The organism is Bacteroides muris (ex Afrizal et al. 2022), assembly GCF_004793475.1.
Taxonomy (GTDB): Bacteria; Bacteroidota; Bacteroidia; order Bacteroidales; family Bacteroidaceae; genus Bacteroides; species Bacteroides muris.
In genome coordinates, this window is sequence record NZ_SRYZ01000039.1 from 1 (window position 1) to 23503 (window position 23503).

23 protein-coding genes are annotated in these 23503 nt (G+C 48.0%); 4 read left to right on the forward strand and 19 right to left on the reverse strand.

The window, feature by feature from the left end:
* Window positions 1–123: 123 nt before the first annotated feature.
* The 19 genes from E5355_RS14245 to E5355_RS14335 all read right to left on the reverse strand — a co-directional run bounded on the left by E5355_RS14245 (window position 124) and on the right by E5355_RS14335 (window position 19003).
* Window positions 124–1020, reverse strand: a complete 897-nt coding sequence (locus E5355_RS14245; RefSeq protein WP_135035983.1) for a translation initiation factor 2 — start codon at window positions 1018–1020, stop codon at window positions 124–126.
* Between the two features lie 434 nt (window positions 1021–1454).
* Window positions 1455–2687, reverse strand: coding sequence for a DUF6402 family protein (locus E5355_RS14250; protein WP_135035986.1), 1233 nt, complete (start codon window positions 2685–2687; stop codon window positions 1455–1457).
* Window positions 2656–3432, reverse strand: a complete 777-nt coding sequence (tssD, locus tag E5355_RS19975) for a type VI secretion system tube protein TssD (RefSeq protein WP_228099393.1) — start codon at window positions 3430–3432, stop codon at window positions 2656–2658. Before tssD (E5355_RS19975) ends, E5355_RS14250 begins: the two co-directional genes overlap by 32 nt.
* A 24-nt stretch (window positions 3433–3456) precedes the next feature.
* Complete coding sequence (gene tssR, locus E5355_RS14260; RefSeq protein WP_135035989.1) at window positions 3457–5949, reverse strand: type VI secretion system protein TssR domain-containing protein; 2493 nt, start codon at window positions 5947–5949, stop codon at window positions 3457–3459.
* Window positions 5950–5957: 8 nt separating this feature from the next.
* Window positions 5958–6863, reverse strand: a complete 906-nt coding sequence (locus E5355_RS14265) for a PKD domain-containing protein (protein WP_005682916.1) — start codon at window positions 6861–6863, stop codon at window positions 5958–5960.
* A 4-nt stretch (window positions 6864–6867) separates the two neighbouring features.
* Complete coding sequence (locus tag E5355_RS14270) at window positions 6868–7380, reverse strand: type VI secretion system transmembrane protein TssO (RefSeq protein ID WP_032838688.1); 513 nt, start codon at window positions 7378–7380, stop codon at window positions 6868–6870.
* Between the two features lie 10 nt (window positions 7381–7390).
* Window positions 7391–7891, reverse strand: coding sequence for a type VI secretion system TssO (locus E5355_RS14275; protein WP_005682914.1), 501 nt, complete (start codon window positions 7889–7891; stop codon window positions 7391–7393).
* Window positions 7892–7912: 21 nt separating this feature from the next.
* Complete coding sequence (locus tag E5355_RS14280) at window positions 7913–8875, reverse strand: type VI secretion system baseplate subunit TssG (protein ID WP_135035992.1); 963 nt, start codon at window positions 8873–8875, stop codon at window positions 7913–7915.
* A 20-nt stretch (window positions 8876–8895) separates the two neighbouring features.
* Window positions 8896–10059: a hypothetical protein gene (locus tag E5355_RS14285; RefSeq protein WP_370868494.1), complete on the reverse strand. Its 1164-nt coding sequence runs from the start codon at window positions 10057–10059 to the stop codon at window positions 8896–8898.
* A 13-nt stretch (window positions 10060–10072) separates the two neighbouring features.
* Window positions 10073–10951 carry a TssN family type VI secretion system protein gene (locus tag E5355_RS14290; RefSeq protein WP_135035998.1) on the reverse strand — a complete coding sequence of 293 codons (879 nt, stop codon included), beginning with the start codon at window positions 10949–10951 and terminating at the stop codon, window positions 10073–10075.
* 11 nt (window positions 10952–10962) lie between these two features.
* The gene (locus tag E5355_RS14295; protein WP_135036000.1) at window positions 10963–12807 is read right to left on the reverse strand and encodes a type VI secretion system baseplate subunit TssF; all 1845 of its coding nucleotides are present in this window, start codon (window positions 12805–12807) and stop codon (window positions 10963–10965) included.
* A 7-nt stretch (window positions 12808–12814) separates the two neighbouring features.
* Entirely contained in the window at window positions 12815–13279 is a 465-nt protein-coding gene (locus tag E5355_RS14300; protein ID WP_135036004.1) for a GPW/gp25 family protein, read from the reverse strand.
* Window positions 13270–13713, reverse strand: a complete 444-nt coding sequence (tssD, locus tag E5355_RS14305) for a type VI secretion system tube protein TssD (RefSeq protein WP_135036007.1) — start codon at window positions 13711–13713, stop codon at window positions 13270–13272. Before tssD (E5355_RS14305) ends, E5355_RS14300 begins: the two co-directional genes overlap by 10 nt.
* 4 nt (window positions 13714–13717) lie before the next feature.
* Entirely contained in the window at window positions 13718–14119 is a 402-nt protein-coding gene (gene tssD / locus E5355_RS14310) for a type VI secretion system tube protein TssD (RefSeq protein ID WP_135036010.1), read from the reverse strand.
* Between the two features lie 15 nt (window positions 14120–14134).
* Window positions 14135–14428, reverse strand: coding sequence for a hypothetical protein (locus E5355_RS14315; RefSeq protein WP_135036013.1), 294 nt, complete (start codon window positions 14426–14428; stop codon window positions 14135–14137).
* A gap of 367 nt (window positions 14429–14795) precedes the next feature.
* Window positions 14796–15656, reverse strand: a complete 861-nt coding sequence (locus E5355_RS14320; RefSeq protein WP_135036016.1) for a hypothetical protein — start codon at window positions 15654–15656, stop codon at window positions 14796–14798.
* Between the two features lie 2 nt (window positions 15657–15658).
* The gene (gene tssD / locus E5355_RS14325) at window positions 15659–16075 is read right to left on the reverse strand and encodes a type VI secretion system tube protein TssD (RefSeq protein WP_005682902.1); all 417 of its coding nucleotides are present in this window, start codon (window positions 16073–16075) and stop codon (window positions 15659–15661) included.
* Window positions 16076–16088: 13 nt separating this feature from the next.
* Window positions 16089–16511 carry a type VI secretion system tube protein TssD gene (tssD, locus tag E5355_RS14330; RefSeq protein WP_005682901.1) on the reverse strand — a complete coding sequence of 141 codons (423 nt, stop codon included), beginning with the start codon at window positions 16509–16511 and terminating at the stop codon, window positions 16089–16091.
* A gap of 11 nt (window positions 16512–16522) precedes the next feature.
* Window positions 16523–19003: an ATP-dependent Clp protease ATP-binding subunit gene (locus E5355_RS14335; protein ID WP_135036019.1), complete on the reverse strand. Its 2481-nt coding sequence runs from the start codon at window positions 19001–19003 to the stop codon at window positions 16523–16525.
* Between the two features lie 279 nt (window positions 19004–19282).
* On the opposite strand from E5355_RS14335, the gene tssD (E5355_RS14340) reads away from it, so the two are divergent.
* The 4 genes from tssD (E5355_RS14340) to E5355_RS14355 all read left to right on the forward strand — a co-directional run bounded on the left by tssD (E5355_RS14340) (window position 19283) and on the right by E5355_RS14355 (window position 23498).
* Window positions 19283–19681, forward strand: a complete 399-nt coding sequence (gene tssD, locus E5355_RS14340) for a type VI secretion system tube protein TssD (RefSeq protein ID WP_005682899.1) — start codon at window positions 19283–19285, stop codon at window positions 19679–19681.
* A 119-nt stretch (window positions 19682–19800) separates the two neighbouring features.
* The gene (locus tag E5355_RS14345) at window positions 19801–21609 is read left to right on the forward strand and encodes a type VI secretion system Vgr family protein (RefSeq protein WP_135036022.1); all 1809 of its coding nucleotides are present in this window, start codon (window positions 19801–19803) and stop codon (window positions 21607–21609) included.
* An 11-nt stretch (window positions 21610–21620) separates the two neighbouring features.
* Window positions 21621–22979, forward strand: a complete 1359-nt coding sequence (locus E5355_RS14350) for a hypothetical protein (protein WP_135036025.1) — start codon at window positions 21621–21623, stop codon at window positions 22977–22979.
* A gap of 45 nt (window positions 22980–23024) precedes the next feature.
* A complete protein-coding gene (locus E5355_RS14355) occupies window positions 23025–23498 on the forward strand; it encodes a hypothetical protein (RefSeq protein ID WP_005682896.1) in 474 nt (157 codons plus the stop codon).
* Window positions 23499–23503 lie beyond the last annotated feature (5 nt).

Sequence of the window (23503 nt, forward strand, 5' to 3'; positions counted from 1 at the left end):
GATAATGAAAATCAGCCACTTGGCCTATTTTATTATACTAAATATTATTTACTAACTCATTTGTTTTCAACGGATTAACTGTAATTTTAACGAAGTATTATGAATCAAATTTTCCATCATTTTTTATTTGGCGATAATAATCTTTTTATCCTTAACAACAAGCGTATCCTTCCCACCATTATTCATCAAATTAACATTCTTCAAGTCTATCCGGCTATTAGAAATGGAGAACTCCTGATGAATCGTATCATTCCGCAAAAAATGAATGTCCTGCTTATACAAGTTCGGAATGGAAAAGAACAGTGTGATAATCCCGATGAAACACAGCACCATCAATACCGTAAAGGTCACAAACCACCGCTGATATTTACGGTCTTCCACAACCTTCACCTCAATGGGCAATGGAGATTCCTGATAGCTCACCCGTTTCTGTTTCCATGTTACTCTGCAACGTAGGTTCGGAAATTCATACAGGCTGAACAACTCTGGCAGTTCCTGCAAGAAATGCAGGTATTGTTTGGTTTCCATCAGCACTTCCAACTCCACAGTTACACGGATAACACTTCGTTTCATTATCTTGGGTTTCCCCGATACACCTGTAGGTTTGGCAATATTGACAGGACGGATATCCGAAGCTCCGTTATCCATACTCATGGCAAGTTCCACTCCGGTACTACCCAAAGAAGGAGCGTCCATAGGATGATTGCCGAAAGGTGAAGAACTCTTTCGTTCTCCTTCCATGCCCTCATATTCTGCTATCAAGTCCGCTATCTCACGTACTTCGGTCACGGTTATTTTCTTCGCTTCTGCATCGGCAAAGGTTTCCACTTTAGCTTTGACTGTATCAGTCAGAAAGGCTTTTATCTTGTCTTCGCTCTTTTTATGAATAAGGTAACTAGGATACTTCCTAGTGAAGTTCCGGGCTACATTTTCTATATAGTCTAGCGTATAATCGTAATAACTGTCTATAAAAAGAAAACACGATATATTAATCGTAAAAATATTTTGTGCAACTTTCATATTAATTCAATGTTTTCATATTTTTCGTTTACTTTTAGATAAATCACGTACATATTGAACCAATAAACAAATCAATAAATACGATAAAAACAAGCAACATATCTTCCAATATAGCAAAAAATCATCATCAGATGGAGGTACTATATCACATCCCTTTTTGGCATATTCTATTAAATTATTATTAATATATCTCATTTCAATATTCTTACTAATACTATACAAGCAAAATAAGACTTGTAATAATGATACACATAGTCTAAATAAAAAAACATTCATAAATAAATCATATATAATAAATATCAATAGTAACACACACAAAACAACAGATTCTCCGCCTTTTACACCTCCACTCATATAATATATATTTGTACAAATATTTTCCATGTACAAAATTACTATTACAAATAGTACATATATAGCATTTTTAATTCTTATCATTTTATTGAAAATTTTAAATTCGGACTGAAAACATTCTTATGAATAAAAAAACTATCAGAAGTTGCAATTTCCTTTACATCACTATATATAATATAATCCTGTCCTATGCCTGTGTCATGTCTATAATCATTGTAATCACTATTTGTTATGTAATGAGCATTTCTGATATTCATATCTAAAACTATTTTTTTATTGACTATATCCCACAACCCTAAAGGTTGACTAAAAAAAGTATTATCAATAAAATCAAAGCTGTCAATTATATAAAAAGCAACTTTTTTAATATTTATCTTATAATATTCTTTATTGGTAGTCTGTATACTTCCCATTACTGCAATTCTTATTCTAAAATCCCCAAGAGAAGCATATAATTCATTTACAATTTCAGATCGATTTGAAGAAAAAATAACCTCTAATATTTTAGGTTGGATGTATCCTTGATATTGTATGTAATACTCATCAATTTGTGTTATTTGTTTTTTTTGCCAAAATGATGTTATAAGTTTATTCTCAAAATTGCCAAAATGGGACTCTTTTATTATATTGTTAGGTAAAGACGCATGTCCCATAATCAACATTTTACGAATTTCATCCACTAACTGTTTCTGAGCATTAGAAGTAAACCATACTTTATCTTCAATTAGTTTATTGTATAAATCATTAATTGGGCGATACTTTAAAACATCATCAAACTTAATAATATTTTCAATATCAAAATAATGATATGGTTTATCACAAGATGGAGTCTTAAACCACCTATGCTGAGTTTTTGCTCCAATATACCATCCCATGTGTTCCATTATTTCCCAAATAAAAATAACAGCATGGATTTTTAATTTTTGATTTTTGAAATAAAACCTCTTATTACCACCTTTTTTTAACAAATAAAATTCAACATCAATAATATTAGAAGTTATTGCCTTAAATATTTTTTCATCAAACGGTATTGGAACTAACATTTTTGTTGAATTTATTACTATATTATCAATATTCATACATACTTTTTCTATTTTCCCATTAGCCATATGAAAAAAGCTAATATCATAGTCTTTACCAACAGCTTCCTTGTTCGTAATAATACATATATATACTAAACGAGAATTATAAGATGGAAATTTTATCAATTTTCCATCTTTATCGGCCCAATAAGCATGTAATATTTGGGGAGTATCATTAATATTATGACACATACTTTGGTTAGTACTTTTCAGTTGAGCATTTAGTATCATCTCTATGCTTTTTTCTATATGTTTGCAATTCAAATTCTTTAATAATAGCTATTCCATTATGATCTATATCGCACTCTTCACCACAAACAATTTTATTACCATCATCATCTATAATAGTAAATGAAATCTTATCACCTGATTTTGCATTTATCACTCGTGCATAAAGAGTTACCATTTCATCCTCAGGTAATTCATTAAGGATTGTATTTCCTTCTGCATCCTTCCAATACACCTCCACAATCTCAGGCTGTTTTTCTTCCTTCGATTCAGATGCAATCGGAGCAATCGGCTGTTGTGAAATTTCCGACACCTTCCAAACCTTCTCCCTCACCTCCAGATTATTCCTCTTGATAATCCCTGGCGACAAATACACCACCATCATCATCGGAGCGCTCCCGACACTCATGTATTCCTCTATTTTCACGCAATAGCAATCCCAGAACCGGAAAATATCCGCAACCTCCACCTCATTATAAATAAAATGGATTTCCCCGTCCTGCATCATCCCTTCATTCAGCCAGTCATAAAAAAACGCCTCGTCTCCGCTGCATTCAAACGCAAGCGTAATCAAATCCCCCTCGACCGGCAGATTCTCCCTGTTTCCGATTTCTTCACAAACCTGTATATGCAGCTGGATGATTCTTCTAAGGTTCGAATCATCATGGTGTTGGATATGGCAGCGATAATTGTAATAAAGTATCGGAATTTCTTTGCCACGAATTTTCAATATAGCTTGATAAATCATGATAATAAAATTTCAAGTAAGCAACTATGGTAACAAATCACGACTAATCCAATAATAAGCCTGTCCGTTGGACCGGAACGCCTTGCCGGCAGCCTCATCCAGCAGTTTTTTCTTTTCCTTGAAATACTCAATCAGCCCGTCCAGTTCCACGTCCGTAATCATCTCCTTTTTCCGCAAGTCCTTGACCCGGTAAACCTCGAAGAACGGATAATCCACAGGACACGATGTGAACCGTTGCAACGCTTCCGACAAAGGCATGTTCAGGAAATCCCTTCTTCCCGTCTTGCAGTACTTGTCCCTGTTGCGTTCCGAAAGCAGATGCCTTACCAGTTGCCTTCTCACACGGCGCGTCGGGGCATATTCCGGTATGTTCAGGCTGTCCGTCTTCACACGTATGGTAGCCTCCTCTGTATCTGCCGGCAGATAATCGTCCGGGCAGTTGCAGATATCAGCCTTCGACTGCTTTTTCTTTCTGACCGCCTCATATTTATAGTCCAGGACCAGTTTGGCGGGCACTTCCACATACTTTCTCAGCCGCTTGAACTCCTCTTCATTGACAAGCAGGTAATAGTCCGTTACGGACGAAAGCGAGTCGGGCAATACGACAGGCTCTGCCGGCAGTTTCCATCCCGGCTCGATACCCGGCAGGACAGACAATATCGGTTGCACGCCTGACCTGCGGATATGATAGTAGTCCACCAGTGTCGAGTCAAGTTTATACCGGTGGGTTCCCACCTCCTCAAACGCCCTTGTCAGGCTGTTGCCCAACAGCGTATTGTCAAACTTCACCTGCAACAGCATGGAGTCCACGGCGGTAGTCAGCCCCTCCAGCTCCAGCGACTCGTTTTTCTGCGGAAAGACAAGCCATCCCTGTGTCATGCTCCGGTTCGGAAAGTCCAGGCAATACGTATTGTGGTTCACCTCCGCATATTCGTTTCCGTTCCGCAGCTGTTCGGGATACACAATCAGTTCCCGTTTCTTCCGGCTGATGCGTGGAGCCGAGCAGTCTATCATGTTCCCGATTTGCAGCACGAAATTGTTGAAGTTGTCCGGTTCTCCGCCGTAAAGCTGGAACCCCAGCAACCGGCAGTTATTCTCCACCAGCCGGTCCACCAGAGTGGAATCCGCCCATTCGCTGTTGAACCCCTTGTCACCTACCACCACCAGGACATTGCTCTCGTCCCGACATTTGTTGAACAGTTCCACCCCTGTGCGGACACCCGACCAGCTGCCGAATCTTCCGTAAACAGGTTTCAGTTTTTCCGCGTTCCGTGCCTTGTCCGACAGAAAATCCAGAAATTCCATATAGTCGGGAGTCAGTTTGCAGATGGGATCTTCCCGGCTGTCCGGCTCGTTGAAAGTGAGCACGGCGCCGAACTTGAAGGAGAAACTCTCATCGTTCGCCAGCTGGGACTGCAACCCTTGGATGGCATTCACCACGGCAGGAAACTGTTCGATGGCCTTATCCTTTCCTTCCAGGACAAACACGAGGTTTATTTTTTGCAGGTCCTTTTCTATCTTGTTCTTGAAGGTTCCGTAATAAATCGGATGGCCGTTCACGTTCAGCACATAGCTTTCCCGTTTGTCAATGACCGGCATCGGCACATGCGTTCTGAAACAGAACGCCGTATCATTGTGCCGGTAGGACAACACCGGACTGTACCGGATGGCGGGATGCCGCCCGGCAAACTCCCGAACCTGCCGCATATCATCGGATGCCAGCGTCAGGGTATCCTTTCGTTCACTGTCCTTAAACAACAGTGCGCTGTCGGGCAGCGAGGCGATATCCACATGCAGTTGCTGGCCTATTTCGGTCAGCAGCCGCCGGTCTATCCACCCGACAGGCATCCCCCCGATACTGTCGGCGTCGAGTTTGGGCCGGTCCGCCACAAGCACGCATCCTTTGTCTGACGATGCCTGATAAGGATACACAATGCCGTAGAACGGGATTCTGCCCGCTTCCTGTGTCAGGTCGGTATCTTTGAACAGTTTTACGGAATCATCAACGAAATACGTTTCCGGTTCAGCCAGTGCCGCACTGTCGGCCGGCATCACCACCTGCTTGTTCTTGAAGCCCGTAGCTATGTCGGTCACACCGCTTCGGGTCAGCAACAGGTTGTCCCGGTTGATCCATCCGCAATACCGGGCCTGCTTCCACTCTTTCAGCTTTCCGTTTTTCAGGATAGCGGGGTCATACTGGATCAACTGAAGCCAGTCGCCTTTGCGCTTGATGACCAGAAACGCATCCATATAGTTCACGGGGCGCATTTCATTCTTCCCGCTCGGACTCAGGTAGGTTGTCCCCGGCTCGTTGGCAAGGACAATCCACGGGTCATGCTTGAACAGCGACAGGCTGCGGGGGACTTTCACGCCTTCGACGGAATAGTTCCGTACATATTCGCGGGGGACATTCTTCACGCGTGTAAAACGGTGTACCGGTCCGCAGGCCGCCAGACAGATAATGCTTCCGCAAATCCATCCTCTTTTCAACAGGATTGACAAACAGTTCTTTTTCATGCCTCACATTACTTTTTTGATTCGGAAAAACGTTCGTGCTGCGTCACCATCAGTTGCATCACACATTCATTGCTCAGGTTATCACCCATATCCACAAACACCTCGTCGATGAGGGTCTTCCGACGGGCAATGATTTTCAATCCCTGGCAATAGGAGTAGAAGTCATTCTTTTTGTTATTGTTGACCGTCACCGCAATGTCCGGATTTCCACAGAGGTACTTCTTGAGGATATAGTTGTAATGGACATTGAACGGCTTGCCGTCCACGATGGCCTGCAAATGCTCGCGGATGTCGTTGCCGATAACGACAAGCACGTCCGTCGAGTCGTTCTCCGCATATTGCGGAAGAACCTCAATGGTGTGCCGGACCGGATATTGGGTCTCTTCCGTGGTCAGCAGCACCTCGTACCTGCCCGCCTCGGAGTAGGCATAGAGCGGATTCTGCTCCCGTGAGTCCACAATGCCCGATTCACCGAACTGCCAGCGCCATTCCCTTGACGGCCCGTACCCCTTGAATGAAATGATCTCACCCTGGAAGGCGGTCGCCGGCGCCTCTATTTTGACCAGCTGGTCGCTTCCGTAATTATTGGCCCGTCTGTTCACCTTGACGATTTGCTTCTTCTCCAGCGAATGGTCCACCTGAAGGCGGACCTGGTAACGCCCCGGTTCCTTGAACACGTACTGGCCGCTCCGTTCATGCGAGACATCCCCGTTGCCGAACTCCCACAGCCAGGAACCCGCGTTGCGGGTGCTGTCCGCATAATGAACGGCTTCCCCGACTTCCACCTCGATGGGCGTCAGGGTCATCCGTACGATACGGTTGGAAAAAAACAGCCGGATCAGCACGGCGACAAGCACACACAGCAGCATCGCTGCAACTACAAACAGAATCTTTCTGGTACGAATCTTTCCCATGGCGTCATTTGTTTTTAGTTCCCGAGCGCAGGTCTTCCTCTTTCTTCCGCAAGCCTATCTCGCACTCCTCCAGATTGGCTTTGAACAGGCGTATGTTTTGTTCGATGCTCCACAGCTGTTTCTTGTCCGACAGCCACATGGCATAAAAATCGGCGATATGCATGAACAGCTTGTACCGTTTGTCCCAGCTGTTCCTTTCGTAGGTGTTCCGCAGGTTGTTGATCAGGTAGTGGATGTCGTCCTCCTCGTATTGGGCATACACGCCGGGCTGGAAAGCCTCTATCTTCCGGAACAGGGAGTCCACGGGCATCTGGCTTTCGGCCTGTTCCTGCTGGAAGTCCTTGATACGGTTCATCTTGATTTTCACAAACTCCTTCTGCTCGAACATCCTGAAGTCCGAATTCCACATGAAGATGGCAAGGCAGCACGCCACGGTCGTCAGGAAAAAAAACAGGAATACGTATGCGTGTCCCATAAGGATTTCCCGTTTGTTCAGTGTTTTTCTATTATTGTCCATCATAGCGTTCTCATTGTTTGTTATTGGGTCCCACACTCAGGCTGCGCCGTGTCTTCCAGTTGTCCTGGATGCACTGCATCAGGTCTTTTTTTACCATCTCCTCCTGAATGTTCAACAGGCGGATGGAATCCTTCACCCCGAGGAATATGTTGATATTTCCCAGCAGCCGGCTGTAAAGCCTGCAATCCCTGGCATCCATGCCCTGGATATCCTTCAGCAGGTTCATCTTGCGTGTGCTGACCACACTTTGCAAAAGCACGTCGTTGATCTTCGGCGAGGTGTTCATCAGTTTCATGTATTGGTACACGGAATCCACGCTGTTTGCCAAGGCGAGTTCCCTGGCATAGACATGGTCGTATTCCAGCGTCTGCTCCGTAATCCGTTTCACCTCCGTGCCGGAGGTTTTGAGGAAACAGGCAAAGATGGTTACCGCAAGCACGATACAGCTTGTCAGGTAGCCAGAGAACCTCAGATAGGCCTTTCTCACTTCGGTGTTATTTTTCGGTTTCATGTCGGATGATGTTTTGTTTCTTTATAAATAAGTACTGATTCCCAGGTACGCGCACTGTCCGTCCGGTGTACCCAGCCGGAAACGGGCGTCCTCCTGTTGGATGATATAGCGGACTTGTACCTCCTTGTCCGATGGCAGGAACAGCTCCATGAGGGCGTTCAATATCCGGTTGTTGGCGGCTCCCGGGAAAAAGGTCTCCATTTTCCGGGCGGACAGGGGGCCGATTTCCAGCAGCAGCCGGTATGTGCCGTCGGCAAAACGGTTCCCCGCCACCATCGTGTCGCCCAAAAGGCACCGGCCTAACCGGGGGACAAGACCGGGAGGCGCCTCTGTCACGCATTTGTCGCCTCTCTTCAGGCGGACAGGCACCCCGGTCAGGATGCTCATGCACTCGCCCGTCTTCGCAAGGCTGGCGGTAATCTGTTCCAGATAGGGCAGCAGATGGACCAGCATGACCGCCAGATGGAGCGGCAGCAGCTTAAGCACCGGCCACTGTCCGGAGAAGATGCTCACAAAGTCGGCGTGCACGTTCATCTCGTCGATACGGCGCTCCTTGTTCTGGAAAGCGACCAGCAGATGGTCCAGCGAGATTTCAAAAGGCTTGAAAAAACGCCGGGCGAAGAATTCCTCCTCGCGGTGGATGCGGATTTCATCCAGTACCTGTTCTTTCGACACTTTCCCCGACTGATGGAGATTCTTGTGGAAGATGCCTTCCGGAAGGGCGTCGTAAATGCTGCGCCTGTTCACGTGGAGATACAGATAATCCGTCAGGTCGTAATGGGAGTATTCCGAGCGTATTTCTTGGATGTCCTTCGAGAAGCCGCGACGCATGTCGCCCCGTCTGGAGATAAGGGTGCGTTCCGCGTCATACCCGCCCTCCTTCAGCCCGCTGGCCACCACTTCCGCCTTGAAGTCGGTATCCGGCTGGTTGAACAGATGGGGGCGTTCCTCAAAACATACGATTTTGTCTGTCTCTTCTGCCATGGTTGTTCTTGTATGAATTATCAGTCCAATATGTTCCAGCGTGACTCGTTCGTCTCCTTCGGTTGTCTGGAGCGTTCGGCAACCACGATGTTTTCCTTGTGCTTGCCGATGTATTCCAGCCGGCTGAGCGTGGTCCACAGGTCATTGAACTGGTACAGGAAACGCTCCGCGGTTATCATCAGCGGACGGATGTTCTGGTGGTTGTACAACAGGCCGCTGTTTTCCCGCAACAGCCCCTCGTAAGCGCCGGGATTGATGCCGTTCCACTCGTTGAAATATTTCAGCAGGTCCTCCTTCTCTTCCTTGTTCATAAATCCCAGGCAGACATACAGGCGGTGGGCCAGCGTGGAGAATACATTCAGGAAACGGAGGGGCGGATAATACTGCCCTTCGTTACGGTAGGAGAAATAGATGTCGGATATGAACAGCATGACATGGCGGCACAACATGCCGATGTTCACGGCAAGCGGGGTCTGCTTCTCCGCATTCTCCACCTTGGCGAGAATATCCGACGAGGCTTTCTCGATGGAATCGACCAGCTGCCCGAATTTCAGATAGTAGTTTTTCAGGTCCGGATGGCTGGACATGCTGGTACAGGGAGGGATGAAGTTCCCGTCCACCTCGCAGCGGTTCCCGTTTTTGCGCAGGCGGCCGATTACCAGGAAGTGCCTTCCCAGGTTGTTGCCGTCAATCTGCCCTGTCGGAACGACGCTCAACGCGTAGTTGGGCAGCGCGTCAGGCTGGCGGGGACTGGTCTCCTTTTCGTCCGGGACGCCCGAAGGCAGACGCTCGAAAGGGTCTGCCATCAGAATGACATCCCACCGCTGGTCCTTATCCTCCGTCTCGTCAATGGCGATATGGAAACTGGCGGTCAGCTCGTCGTCTCCCCCCGCGTCATAATCTATCAGGTAGCCGCCGGCGGTAAGGGCGAGGCAGCGTTTCAAACGGACTTCCAGAGTGCCCGTGACAAGTTCCGTGATGCTGAAATCACCGGAAACGGCTTCTCCTTTCCTGAAGGGGAGCAGTCCGTAATTGGCACGGTTCAGCTGGAATGACTGGTATTCGCACAGCCGGTCCGTGAAATGGTCCTCCAGCTGGATAAAATGCTTCTTGTTGACCGGCATTCCATCCGCCCAGTTTACCAGCGGATATCTCTTTCCCGGTTTCTGTTTTCTTGTATTCATCATGTCTGTTTTTTTAAAATTCCTTGTAATTCACTATTTCGTTCGCCACGCGCTTGGCTATGATCACATCATGGCTTTTCAGCCGGTTCTCGGCAAGCGTGACGTCCGGGTCTATATATAACCTTCTCTTGAAAAAGGAGGATTTGGTATAGAACACCCATTCGTAATAGGCGCCGCCGTCATTCTGATAGACTATCGGGGAGGACGGCGATTTGAGGTTGCAGTCGTCGATCATGCGCTGGAACCAATGCCCGAAAATGACATCTTCGGACGCCTTGCCGGTAATACGCTCCGCGGCGGGATCGTCCACCTTGCGGAAAATTTCCACATCCACCACGATGCTCCGCTCACGGTTGATGTACAAGGAGTCCGAATCATACTCTTCCGAATACTTCCAGACCTTGTATATTTCAAGGGGTATGTCAAAATAGCTGTTTACCGTCTGGGTGTACAGGAGTGGGAAGACGAAAGGCAGCAGGCAGGTGGAAGCCCAGATGCCGTACTGGAGTTCGTTGCAGAGGTTGAACACTACGGAGAAGAGCCCCGCGCCCAGCAGCACGACTGTAACCGTCAGCAGGCACCGGATACCGAAAGAGGGTGTCTCCTTGCCCGAAGCGAACACTTTCCGCAGCAGGAACCGGTTGTAATACCCGGCGGTCCAGTACAGGATGGCAAGCAGGACATAGATGTAGGGCATGAAGCTGTAGTCCATGAATCCAGACAGGGCGGGCAGGGCAAGTACAATGCCGCACAGCAGCAGATAGACAATCAGTTTCTTATTGTTGAGCAGCTTGTTCTTCCGTGCGATAAAATAGGCTGCAATCCCGAAAATCACAGTCAGTACGGGCATCAGCAGGTACGATGAAATCAGATGTTGGGTGACAGGGTCCATAAGTTCTATGTTTATGCGTTATTGTATTCGATGAATATGCGGTAATTGAATGTGTCCGGCGAGCAGGCAGACAGTCTGGTGTGCAGACTGTCTTTCATCTGTTTTTCCTGCGACGGCCCGTCCAGCTTCGTTCCCAGGACCAGATGCACTTCTTTGGTGCGTATCAGCCCTTCGGTGGGAACTGGGCTGATTTCCACCCCGTTGCGGATTTCTGTCCGCAACAGAAGCTCGCCAAGCTCTTTCTTGCAGAAGCTGGCTATGTCGTTTTGCGTCAGCACACGCCCGTGTGAAATGATCCCGTATTTGTAGATATCGATCAGCTCCCGGTTCTTGGGGGCTTGCTTCCCGCCGTAGGTGGTACTGACAAGCGCGAGTGTCTTCGGGTCCAGATAGGTGGTGGCGTATGGCGACAGCTCCACGCCGGCCTGTATTTGGTTGCCTGTCTCGCAGTGGGTGGTCCAGTATTTCACGGTGACCTGCCCTTTGCCGGACATCTGGTCGATCATCAGGTAATAGGGTGTCTCCCTGTATTCGTTCATGTTGTCGGTTGCCTGTTTCAGTTGCGCCGTCAGTTGCTCCATCTGGCCGACGAGCGCTTGCAGCTTGACACTCGAAACGGCATGGAAGGCGTGGGTCTCGTCATCCAGCAGGTCCAGCAGATAGCCGAGCAGTTCCTTGGCGGAGCGGGAGTCAAAACGCTCGCAGCCTCCCTTGCGGATGGAATAGGTGCCGTAACTCTCCGTGGAGCCGGGTACCGGATACTGGAGCTCATGATAGCTCTTTCCGTCCGAGTCCTTCACGCTGTGCACGGACAGCAGGGACTCGTAATTGCCGGTACGCAGGGGAATCACCCTGAACGTGTCTTCGAGGGAGGTGGTTTGTTCGTGCAACAGCTTGTTTTCCACAGGCACGATGTTGATGCCCGCATGAAGCTCCTCCAGGATTTCCGAAGTGAAATGGGCGGGGAATACGATTTTCACCCACACCAGCTTTTCCTGCATCTTTTCCCGCACACGCTCCCCGAAACAGGAAGACAAGGCTTTCGGCAAGGGCTCCTTGTCAACCTCATCGAGGGGGACCGGTTGCGAAACCCGCAGGAAATGCTTGTTGTATAGATCCATCACCTCCTTGTCTATGACGGACATCACATCATAGCTCCGGAAGAAGGCACGGGTGGATTCCTCCGGCAACCGGCTTTTCTCATAGATGCCCGGCTCCATCCGGATGGGGGTTCCACCGGCGGACCATTCCGTGCACGGAAGCAGGAACAGGTATTCATAGCTTTCGGTAAGGTTGGGGAAGTCAAGATAGAAAGAAATGTTTTCCAGGTCCGTCAGCGAGTCGTCCACCGCCAGGCCGAGCCACACCGTGCGGGCGGGCGTCCTTGTTTCCGTACGGGCAATCATGGTTTTCGACAGGGTATGGTCCACCTGATAGAGAATGTCGTCACACACCATGTATTTCACATCGGCTTTGTGCAGCAGGGTGTCACAGGCCGGATAAAAGGAAATGCTTCCGGCGGACAGCTTCTGGGTCAGCAGGTCATTCTCATAATACATGCCCGACTCTTTCGTTATCAGGTAGCCGGGCTCGATGGGAGAGGCATGCACGACACCATGCGCGGGAAGTGCCGAGGTCAGTATGTCCGGTGTCAGAATGCGGGCGGTTTTTTCCAGCAGCCGCGTCTCGATGGCCGTGAAGTCTTCCCCCAGCATATACAGTTCGTTGGACAGCGCCTCAAGCATCAGTTTGACGACAGGGTCAAAATTTTCCGCTTTCTTGATTCCCCAGAACGCCGCCGCATATTTCAGCATACGGTTTCTGATCTGCTCCTTGTTATATTTCTCCATACTCATACGCTTGTCATCGGGTTGAAATGGGTCCTAAATAAATCACATAGTAAAAACAACGCTTCTCTCCGGTATGCAACAGATTGCCATAGACATATACCTGCACGCGTTTTTTTATGGTCGAAGCCTCGAACACATTGTCCTGCCGGGTGGTATCGTCGATAATGACCCGGACGTTCACATTCGTAAGACGCTTCTCGTACCGGGTGATGGCTTGGGTGATATAGTCGGAAAACTGCCCTTCCCAGCGGGTATGCGAAATGATACTCTCAAAATCAAGATAAAAAATCTCGCAACCGAACTCCTTGTCAAAGGCGTGTTCCCCGGGAGCCGTGTCAATCAGCATCTCGATGAACTGGTCGATGGACTCTATCTCCGTACAGGACGCGAGGCGGCTGTTTTCCACATCCTCGCTGAGCAAGGCTCCAAAATCCAGAGGCAGTTTGCAAAATTTCGTTTCCATACTTGTCAGCGCCATTCGTTATTTTCAAATTCGTCGTCACTGAATTGCAATATCCTTGCGGCAAACAGGAGTGTGATGCTGCTTTTTTGGTTCATACGGTCAACCTTACGCTGCAAACGGATGCAGTTCCCTTCCACGAAACGCAGGACGAATTCGGCTTCCTGGTCCGGTTTGTCTTTCCGGTAGACCCGCAGGTTCCCGTCCTCGCATGGTTGGCTGTAGGCACCCCACCGCAGCAGACCGTCACCCGGCATACCCGCAAGGGTACAGGTAACGAAACCGCCGTATGCCTCACCTTCCGGCAATCCGTCACGGTCGGTATTCCGTTTGAATTGCAGGTCAAATTCTTCTACTGTGTATGTCTCGTGACATACGGACAGCTTCATCGCATAACGGTCATTCACCGTTCCGGGCTCTTTCCGTTTAAACAAGGCAGCAAACCAGTTCATAATCTCATTTCAAATTTAGGTGACACGAATCGCCGGCTTCCATTTCCCTGAAATGGATAAGTAGCGAGGTACAACTCTCTTTTACGGTCGAATGCACATGGAAATCCAGACATTGGGCTCCCTTGAACCTGATTGTTTCCTTTGGTGTCCCCAGCTTTCCCGAAGTGTTCATCACTTCCCCGCTTTTCAGGATACGTGAATTGAACATCCATTCCAGCAACTCCTTCGAGGGAAATCCGGCTATGCTTACCTGCATCTGTCCCCCGGTGGTCTTTCCGGCCGCTTGCCCGCATGGGGTCATCGACTTCTGGAAGTCATATTCATAACTCAACAGGTCGTAAGCCTGCACCTCATCATGTTCCGAGGGCTCGGCGGTCCAAAGTTTGATATACGATTGTGCACTCATAATATCTGTAATCTTTTATTCGTCCTCACTCATCAGATTGGTTTGTAACATGGCAGTCAGGGTCCGTTCCGGATTCATGCGTGACTCCACGAACAATACTGTGTCCTGACTGTCCAGATGCTTGCGCGAATAGGCTCGCAGGTAGGCTTTGAATGCTTGTACCTTCGTGCGGTATTCGTCTAAGGGAAGTGCGAAGATGTCTTGCTCTCCCAATCGCTCCAGCCCGTATTTTCCCAATTCATCCTCAAATGATTTTTTTGACAAACCATTAGAAATGATATAAATAATTAATACCTTATACTGCGCCATATCTCTAATCAACTTAACTTAAGAATAAAAATACGTGTTATTATGAATCCTAAATACATACCTATCAAGATTAAGTAAAAAGGAAATATGTACACATTATACAATATATCCTTATTTAAAAACACTATAAAAAAACAGAGAAACATCACCAGTAAAAACATATAATTCAATCTTGATAAAGAACGGAAAATCCAACTATCATTCTTTGCTTGTTTCAATTTTTGATATGTATAAAAACTGGCAATAGCACCTAGTAATAAAAATGTGCGATACCAAACTCCTGTAAAAGTATATGGATACAATAAATTTAAAGAAATCAGAATCACGACAAACATATTACTTAAATCATTATATAATATACTATTTTTCATTCAGATTTTTTCTTTTGAAATATCGGTTCAACATGTTCTTTTCGCACAACATTAGTATTATCTTTAGGCAATACTAATGTTTTTGAATATAATTGTTCTATTATCCTAGCTATTTTGAATTTATTAATAATCGAAGGCTTTACAACTTTTTGTGGCTTAGGGTTAAAATAAAAATATTCACTTTTAAACTTTTGTTGTTCATTATATCTATAATTATGCTCAACAGAATGTTCTATAAAAGTATTTTTAACAGTATCTACAGAAGTTACTTGATAATAATCTTGTATTGCATAAGCTAATCCTGGCAAAAAATAATTACCTCCTCCATTCGAAAAATTATCAGGATTTGGCATTGCAATAGGTTCTCTCATCGTATAGTGCGTTTTAGGTATTTGGGTTTCAGACCATGGTCCTGGATAATGAGAATTTCCATTACCTACATTTTTGTAATATATAACAGCGGCAATATAACACAAACAACCACCAGCCCAAACAAATGGAAGTAAAATATCATCCGCAACTCCTATTCCTGTAACATCATCTACCATAATTGATAAAGACAAAGCAGAAGTTGCTTTTAGAACATTTTCAGGAGTAAACCATGAATCATCATATTGTTCTAAATGTGTGTTACAAATTTTAGAACTAGCTCTATATGCTTTAGGAGAAATATCTAATTTACATACATTATATGAATCATAGATAAGCGTAGTTTTATTAATACTAGTAGATATAGGGATATTTTCATAAAATGCATAACCGCAATTCTCAACATATCCTTCATATAAGTTACCAGAACTTAATAAATTGGTATATAAATCCAACGAAATAATATTTGATTCATTTCTTCCTTGCATAACTATTTCACCCACCGATTATCAAATTCAATACCATTCACGCTTACACTTTCAGGAGACAGAATCAAGGTAGTTGACAAGCCTTGCCCCAAAGATTCAATAACCCGTTTCAAATTGACGCAATACGCATTCGTAAACGCCACCTCAAATATCACCCCGGACGTACCGGTCTTGAACAGTACCGCCCCGCTCTTTTTCATCCACGGTTTCACGGCCCATCCGTAGATGTTGTTCTTCACTGTTTGCGAAAGAGTAATCATGATGCGTCCGCCACGCACTTCCCCTTCCGGCTGATTCTTTATGCCATCGACAGGCTGGTGAAAACCGATTTTGAACTGTTCCACTGCATACTCGTCACCGTCAACACTGAAGATGACATTCACATTGCTGTCCACTTGCGGAAAACTAAAGAGTCCCATAACATTGTTGTTTTTAAAATACCCACTGATTTTCAAATTCCTCCGACCCGAACGTCAGCTTCTGAGCCTGCACGGTCAGCTTGGTTGCGATATAGCTCTTCCCCTGCCGGATATAGCTGATTTCCATATCCACACAGGTCGCTTTCTCAAAAAGTATCTTTTCGAGCGTGGAACCCTGGTTGTCATGAACCACGACGGCTCCATTCTGATACTTGCGGGCATCCAGCATCCACTGGATCATGTCACGGTTGGGAAGATGGGGGTAAGTCACATAGAACGTACCGCCTTTCACCTCGGTCTGGGCCTGTCCTTTGATGTCTATCCCCTGGGCGAACCCGAACTCACAGCCGATAAGCTGGTAACTGTCCTTATACATATCGACCAGCGAGGAAGCGGCAAGATTGCCGATCTTTAAGAATACTGTATATCCAAACATACTGTACTTGATTATTGGTGAATATTCCAGGTTAATTCATTCTGTTCGTCCAGACCCACCTCCAGATTTTTTCCTTTGCACAGCTCTTCATTGATGATAAGCCGCGAAATCGGTCTGCGCAGGTAGTTGCGGATAACCCCGGCAACCTGACGGGCGCCGTATTTGGGAGTGAATCCTTTGTGGGCAAGCATTTTCCGGGCATCGTCACTGATGGTGATACCGATACCTTGCTTGTCCAGCAGTTTCCTGACACTGTTGAACTGTATATCGAATATCTTCAACAGGATGTCTTCACGGATAGGAAAGAACGGAACGATTTCCGACAGACGCGCCAGGAACTCCGGACGGAAATACTGCCCCATCACCTCCATGATCTGGGTGGTAGCCGGCACATTGCCCGATTCCAACTGCTTCGTCAGCCATTCGCTGCCCACATTGGAGGTGAACAGCACGATGGAGTTGGAGAAGTCCCCTTCCTTGCCCAGACGGTCATGCAGTTTCCCTTCATCCATGATTTGCAGGAAAATATCATAGACGGACGGATGCGCTTTCTCTATCTCGTCAAAGAGGACCACCGCGTAGGGTTGCTGGCGGATTTTATTCACCAGCATACCGCCCTCCTCATAGCCCACGTATCCCGGAGGCGCCCCGTAAAGCAAGGCGGCGGAGTGCTCCTCCTTGAATTCGGACATATCAAAACGGATCATGGACTTTTCATCGTTGAACAGCGCCTCCGCCAGTGCCTTGGCAAGTTCGGTCTTGCCGGTACCGGTAGGCCCCAGCAGGAAGAAGGAACCGATGGGCTGGCCCGGCTTGTTCATACCGCTGCGGGATTCAAGAATGGCATCGGTCAGCGTTTTCAGCGCCTGGTCTTGACCGACAACCCGACGGCGCAAGTAATCTTCCATGTTGAGCAGGCGTTCCTTCTCCTGCGACTGTATCTTGCCGATAGGAATGCCCGTCTTGCTGGCGACAACGGCGGCAACCTCATAAATTCCTACCTCCTCTATGCTCTTTTCCGCAAATGACAGGATGGCAGCCAGTGCGCTCCGCAGGTAAGCCGCCAGCTCTTCATACTCCTGCAATTCATGGATATCCGCCTCATCGGAAACCACGCCCAGAAGGATGGGGCTTAATTTGTTGTGCATCAGAAAAAGCAGCGTTTTCAGCTCTTCTGCCTTTTCTTGAGGAGTTTTTTCCTCCTTTTCTATCTCGTCCAGTCGGGCAAACAAGGCTTCCGTATCCTTCTTTCCTGTTTCATTGACCATCTTGATGGCCGAAAGTGTCATGTCCAGCAAGCCGATGGCGGAGTCGGGCAAACGGCGGTCTTTCACATACCGCTTGGCAAGGCGCACGCATTCCGCCACGGCATCGTCGCTGATTCCCACCCGGTGGTACTCCACGTATGATTGCCGGACGGAATGCAGCATCTGTATGGCGGACTTCAAGTCAGGCTCATTGACCTGCACCACCTCAAAACGGCGGTTGAACGCATGGTCAGGCTCTATAATCTTACGGTATTCGTCAATGGTGGTGGCGCCGATAACGGTCAGGTCGCCGTGCGACAATTCGGGCTTCAGCACATTGCCGGCGCCGGAATTGCCCTGCCGGCTGTCCAGCAGGATATGAATCTCGTCAATGAACAGGATGGCGTTGTCAATGCCGCGCAACTCTTTCACGATATTTTTCAAACGGTCCTCTATCTCCCCCTTGTAGGTGGCGCCTGCTATGAGCGAGGCATTGTCAAGCTCAAACACACGGGCTCCCTCCAGGAACGAAGGCACCTTATGGTTGACTATGTTCCATGCAAGCCCGTACACAAGGGCTGTTTTCCCCACCCCGGCGTCACCGACAATCAACACGTTCGATTTGCTGCGGCTGCCCAGCACCTCCATGACCATGCGGTTCTCCCGGTCACGGTTGATGGTCGGGTAAAGCCTGTCTGCCGCGGTGGCGGTAAGGTCCACGCAATACTTGGTGAGAAAGGAAGTGGAAGAGGAAACGGAGCTTTGAATGAAACTCTCCGGCACGTTGCCGGAAACTCCCGCCGGTTCGTTGCCTGTATATATGGAATGGATATCTTTCTCCAGGATAGGGAAAGACCTGAGCTGGTCACTGGAAAAGGCGATGCCCGGTTTCGTCAGTGCCAGCAACACGCAGATGGGATTGATGTCAAACAGCCCCATCTGTATCCGCGCATCATCGGCGGCACGGAAAACGGCATCGATCTTCTCCGACGGCTTGATTTCGGCGAACCGGGTGGATTTCGGACATTGTTCGATATGGACATCCGCCCATTCCTCCAGATACCCCAAATCCTTACCTATACTTATTATAAAATCTCTTAGCCCTACATCTTTATGAAGTAGAGCCTTCAACAAATGCGAGGGAGTGTAACACTCGTTCGCATTTTCACGAGCCACTGCAAGTGCTATGTTAAGCGCAATTTTTACAGAATCATCAAGATTAATGAAACCAACTCCTGTATCCATAATCAATAAGATTTAAAAATTGCGCAGGAGAACATTGCAAATATAAGGCAAAAAAATAAGCCCGCCACTTTTCAGGGCAGATTTTTTTATGTTAACGAACATAATTTTTGAAAAAACCAAAAAATATCGCAAAAAATTTCCCGAAAAACTTTTGTAATTTTCAGAAAGCTCCATATATTAGCCCCCGGAAATTGAAAGCCAAAGGCGGGGAGGCGCCGAACCGCCGGTAGCCGGAAATTCCGTAATCAACTTTTTTACAAACTTTAAAACTTTGAGAATATGGCATTTAAAGCGTCATTTAAGTTTTCAGACTCAAGAGAGTTTGATGTATTGAGATGGGATGTCAAGTTCAATCGTGATGTGGACCCCAAAGGCCGTCCGGCATCTGACATCTATGGTGGTAAAATCTATGTGGAGGTTGAATCTACTCCGGACACCATTGTGTTGGACAAGATGTTCAAACAGTATCAGCCCGTAAACGGAAGTATCGTCTTCAAGAAAGCGGATGAGGATGCCAAGATGAAGGAATTGGTATTTGAGAACGGTTACGTGGTGGAATACGAGGAGGCACTGAATGTGGCCAACCCCTATCCGATGACAATCAAGTTCGCCATTTCCGCACAGACAGTGAAGATGGACGAGGCTACATTTGTACAGGATTGGCCGGAAAACAACTAACGGTTGTTTTCTAATCAAAGTTTTTAAGGTGCCGGAATATACCAATTCCGGTTATTTCGGCACCAAAAAACATACCGACTGGTCGGATTGATTAATTAATTTTCATAGCAAAAGATAGTATGGGAGCAAGTTTTCTGAATTTGGTAACTACCAAGGTGACAGTGAAAGGAGAGGAACAGAAGTTCGTTTCACTGCGGCTTCATCAGCGGTTTAACCGGCATCACGCCTTTACTGTAATTGTGAATTACCTCTCGCCCGGCAATACGTTCAAGCAGACACCTGAAAAATTCATCAATTACATCGGGGAGACTGTCAGCATCTCGTTCGCCCACAAGCAGACGGGCGAAAGTTATGACTTCGAAGGGGTTGTCACACAGGTGGAAATGGTCGGAAGCATGGGTGAGGCGGGCGGAGTGGCCATTCACGGAGCAAGCCCCACGATATTGTATGAGAACAACGGAACGCTTGACTCGTGGATGGACCAGACCCTCTCCGCTATCATAAAGGAGGCGACACAGGAATACGGGAAGGTCCCGCTGGCTTCCAATCCCAAATACTCCGCCAAAATCCCTTACATGGCGCAGTACAACGAGAGCGTCTTCGACTTTATGAACCGGCTCTCCGCCCAATACGGCGAGTGGTTCTATTACGACGGGAAAAAAGTCTATTTCGGCAAACCCGACAAGGACAACACGGAAAAGATCATGTACGATGTGGACCTGGAGGAGGTACGTCTGGTGGCAAATCTGGTGCCGGGCAAATCTGCAAGATACGATTATGTAGCGCAGGAGAACAAACAACATAATGCAGACACGCCCGCCAAACCCGATGGCATGAATGACCTCCAGTCCATTGCGCATGACTGTTCCGAAAAGGCGTATGGGGCAAAGACGACTGCCGCCGCCAATCCGCACATCGCCGACAAGGCGGGGCTGGACGGGCAGATGAAGGTCCTCAAAAATGAGTCCGGCGCCAATTTGTTGAACATAAGGGGCATAGGAAAGACATGCCGGATCCGGATAGGCGAAGTCATTGAGGTCTCTTTCCCCGGTGACATGAACCTGCCGCCCCTGGGTAAATTCCGCATCATCGAAATCACGCACGAGGTGCGCCGTGACGGGCATTATGCCAACACCTTTGCCGGGATTCCTGACGGAACGGTAAACATCCCTGTTCCCGACGCAAAACTCCCGCTGGCATTGCCCGAGCTTGCGACGGTGAAGAAAAATGACGACGAAAAGGAACAGGGACGGGTGAAAGTGAGTTTCGACTGGCAGAAAAACGGGAAAACAACCAACTGGATCAGGGTGCAGAGCCCCAATGCGGGAGTAAGCGACGCCGTATCCAAAAACCGCGGATGGGTGTTTGTTCCCGAAGTCGGTGACCAGGTCATGGTGGGGTACGAACACGGCAATCCGGACCGCCCCTATGTGACCGGAGCCATGTTCCATTCCGCTTCAGGAAAGGGAGGGGACAAGGACAACAAGACCAAAAGCATTATCACGCGCAGCGGAAGCGCCATCGTTTTCGATGATGAGACGGGAAGCATTGTCATCACCGACCAGACGGGAAAACAACTGATCCTGCTGGACGGGAAGGACGCCATTACGATTATGGCGAAAAAGAGCGTAGTCATCACCAACGAGGACAAGTCCGTTATCGTAATGGACGAAAAGTCCATCGGTATGCAGGCGGACACGATTTCCATCGAAGGAAAGAAAAACATTACGTTGGTTTCGGGCAACGAAAGTATGGTGTTCAGCAGCGAAAAAAACATCATCAACGGCAGTGCCACCAATATCAAGCTGGAGGCGGCCAAGGAATATGACTTGAATACACAGACCGGAACCATGAAAGGCACGAACCTCACCGTGGAGGGAACGGCAAACATGACCGTAACGGGAGGCATTGTAAAAATTAATTCATAAACGGATTGGATATGGGAGCATCAGCATCTGTAATACAGGAATACTACAAGGCGGTCGATTACTGGGCGGACATAGCCGGAAAGAAAGACTGGAAACTGGCGATATGGATTGTCGGAAGGAACGATGTGGACCTGGTGGACAAGTTCCTGGAGATAGAGCGTTCCCCTGTAGGACAGTTCGATGACATATTTTTCCGTTTCGACACGCCCTACAGAGGCGATGACGACGAATATGCCGCACAGCTCTGGCAGGAGTATGCCGGATGGTTTGAGGAGCAGGCGGAAGAGAAGGATGACATGCTCAAGGCGTTGCGGCACGACGGGCTGCTCAAGACAGAGTACCGCCCCGACACATCGGCCGAGCCCACGGCGGCAAACCTGTGGAAGGAGATGTTGCGCTTCAAGGAGTGCATATCCCGTTTGGAAAATGCCTTCTTCTGCATCTATTTTCCTCCGGAACAATCCGGGGAGTTTCCCCGGACGGAATGGTTCGGACAGGTACTGAAAGAGGGTGTCCCGCAGGGCATCCGTCTGACAACCATTGATTTGAAGAAGGACAGAAATGTCGCTCTGGACGAGTCGCCGGAGGTGGTCCACATACGCCCCCGCTTTGACATGGCGGCGGCACTGCATAACCGGATGGCACGGGCGGATACCGGCAACGACCTGATTGCGCCCGAGAACCGGTTCAAACAGCAGGTGACGGCGGTCATGGACTGCACGCGGAAACAGGATTTGAAACCGCTGGAAAAGGAAATAAGGAAGCTCCTGGATATCGCCGGGGAACTGAAGGATGCGAATATTCGGATATCCGCTCTCTTCATCGCTTCCGAAGCCTGCTATGCTATCCGTGAATACAAAAGCAGCATGAAATACAGCGACAAGACCATCCGCGAGGCGGAAAAGGCGATGAAGGATGGCGAGGCGGCGGGATACAGTTACTGGAAGATGGCTGTTTCCATGAAGGCGGCAATCCTGACGGCAGAAAAGAAACGCGAAGAGGCGGTGGCTTTATACGAGGGGATAGCCGGGAAAGCTGTCGAACGGAAGGACCCCTATTATGTCATGGAGGGCTACCGGATGTGCGGCTTCCTGCGGTACGAGGAGGGGAAGCTGGAACAGGCGTTCGAATATTTCCTGCTGGCATTGGCGGGAGGAAGCTATCTTTCCGAAGACATCAGACGGAGCTCCACCTTCACCTACGCGGCACACCTGGCGCTCCATATGGGCAGGCAGGTGCGTGCGCCGATTGACATCGAGGTGCTGGAACGCCAGCTTCACGAATGGCTGGGCGAGGACTGGAAGGAACTGGTGGAGAACCCCTCCATGCGGCAGGCGGAAGCCAGAAGAAAAGGAGGTATTTTCAACTGAAAGAGAATTTAATCAACATATAGTTTAAACTTAAATATCGAATTTATGGATCTTGGAAATTACGGAATCGGCGGAAACGAAGTGAAGATTGACGCCTCCGAAGGCATTGCGGAAATTCCACAAAACCGGACATTATTGGTGGAGCAGTTGACTAAAGACGAACCGGTGGCTCCCGAAGTAATCACGGGGCTGACCAATATCGACCAGGTCTTCGCGCATTTCTTACCGGAGATAGATATTGAGTTCACCGATGCGGAAGGTGCTCCCGTGGAGGAAAACTTCCGTTTTCACAATGTGGGGGACTTTTCTGTCAAGAAAATGACGGAGCAAAGTCATTTCCTGTCAGGACTGAATACGGAAAAGCAGTTCGCCGACAGGATGGAGAAGTCGTTGCGCTCCAACAAGGTGCTGCAACGGGTATTGGAGAATCCGGCGACACGCGAGGCATTCGTCAATTCGCTTTCTGCCATGCTGGACGATTTAAAGAAAAACGAGAAGTCTAACCCTGCAAATGAATGACAACA

Excerpts from the sequence above, each read along its gene's own strand:
- E5355_RS14245 (WP_135035983.1), bottom strand. The coding sequence starts at position 1,020 with ATGAAAGTTGCACAAAATATTTTTACGATTAATATATCGTGTTTTCTT.
- E5355_RS14250 (WP_135035986.1), bottom strand. The coding sequence starts at position 2,687 with ATGATACTAAATGCTCAACTGAAAAGTACTAACCAAAGTATGTGTCAT.
- tssD (WP_228099393.1), bottom strand. The coding sequence starts at position 3,432 with ATGATTTATCAAGCTATATTGAAAATTCGTGGCAAAGAAATTCCGATA.
- tssR (WP_135035989.1), bottom strand. The coding sequence starts at position 5,949 with ATGAAAAAGAACTGTTTGTCAATCCTGTTGAAAAGAGGATGGATTTGC.
- E5355_RS14265 (WP_005682916.1), bottom strand. The coding sequence starts at position 6,863 with ATGGGAAAGATTCGTACCAGAAAGATTCTGTTTGTAGTTGCAGCGATG.
- E5355_RS14270 (WP_032838688.1), bottom strand. The coding sequence starts at position 7,380 with ATGGACAATAATAGAAAAACACTGAACAAACGGGAAATCCTTATGGGA.
- E5355_RS14275 (WP_005682914.1), bottom strand. The coding sequence starts at position 7,891 with ATGAAACCGAAAAATAACACCGAAGTGAGAAAGGCCTATCTGAGGTTC.
- E5355_RS14280 (WP_135035992.1), bottom strand. The coding sequence starts at position 8,875 with ATGGCAGAAGAGACAGACAAAATCGTATGTTTTGAGGAACGCCCCCAT.
- E5355_RS14285 (WP_370868494.1), bottom strand. The coding sequence starts at position 10,059 with ATGAATACAAGAAAACAGAAACCGGGAAAGAGATATCCGCTGGTAAAC.
- E5355_RS14290 (WP_135035998.1), bottom strand. The coding sequence starts at position 10,951 with ATGGACCCTGTCACCCAACATCTGATTTCATCGTACCTGCTGATGCCC.
- E5355_RS14295 (WP_135036000.1), bottom strand. The coding sequence starts at position 12,807 with ATGAGTATGGAGAAATATAACAAGGAGCAGATCAGAAACCGTATGCTG.
- E5355_RS14300 (WP_135036004.1), bottom strand. The coding sequence starts at position 13,279 with ATGGCGCTGACAAGTATGGAAACGAAATTTTGCAAACTGCCTCTGGAT.
- tssD (WP_135036007.1), bottom strand. The coding sequence starts at position 13,713 with ATGAACTGGTTTGCTGCCTTGTTTAAACGGAAAGAGCCCGGAACGGTG.
- tssD (WP_135036010.1), bottom strand. The coding sequence starts at position 14,119 with ATGAGTGCACAATCGTATATCAAACTTTGGACCGCCGAGCCCTCGGAA.
- E5355_RS14315 (WP_135036013.1), bottom strand. The coding sequence starts at position 14,428 with ATGGCGCAGTATAAGGTATTAATTATTTATATCATTTCTAATGGTTTG.
- E5355_RS14320 (WP_135036016.1), bottom strand. The coding sequence starts at position 15,656 with ATGCAAGGAAGAAATGAATCAAATATTATTTCGTTGGATTTATATACC.
- tssD (WP_005682902.1), bottom strand. The coding sequence starts at position 16,075 with ATGGGACTCTTTAGTTTTCCGCAAGTGGACAGCAATGTGAATGTCATC.
- tssD (WP_005682901.1), bottom strand. The coding sequence starts at position 16,511 with ATGTTTGGATATACAGTATTCTTAAAGATCGGCAATCTTGCCGCTTCC.
- E5355_RS14335 (WP_135036019.1), bottom strand. The coding sequence starts at position 19,003 with ATGGATACAGGAGTTGGTTTCATTAATCTTGATGATTCTGTAAAAATT.
- tssD (WP_005682899.1), top strand. The coding sequence starts at position 19,283 with ATGGCATTTAAAGCGTCATTTAAGTTTTCAGACTCAAGAGAGTTTGAT.
- E5355_RS14345 (WP_135036022.1), top strand. The coding sequence starts at position 19,801 with ATGGGAGCAAGTTTTCTGAATTTGGTAACTACCAAGGTGACAGTGAAA.
- E5355_RS14350 (WP_135036025.1), top strand. The coding sequence starts at position 21,621 with ATGGGAGCATCAGCATCTGTAATACAGGAATACTACAAGGCGGTCGAT.
- E5355_RS14355 (WP_005682896.1), top strand. The coding sequence starts at position 23,025 with ATGGATCTTGGAAATTACGGAATCGGCGGAAACGAAGTGAAGATTGAC.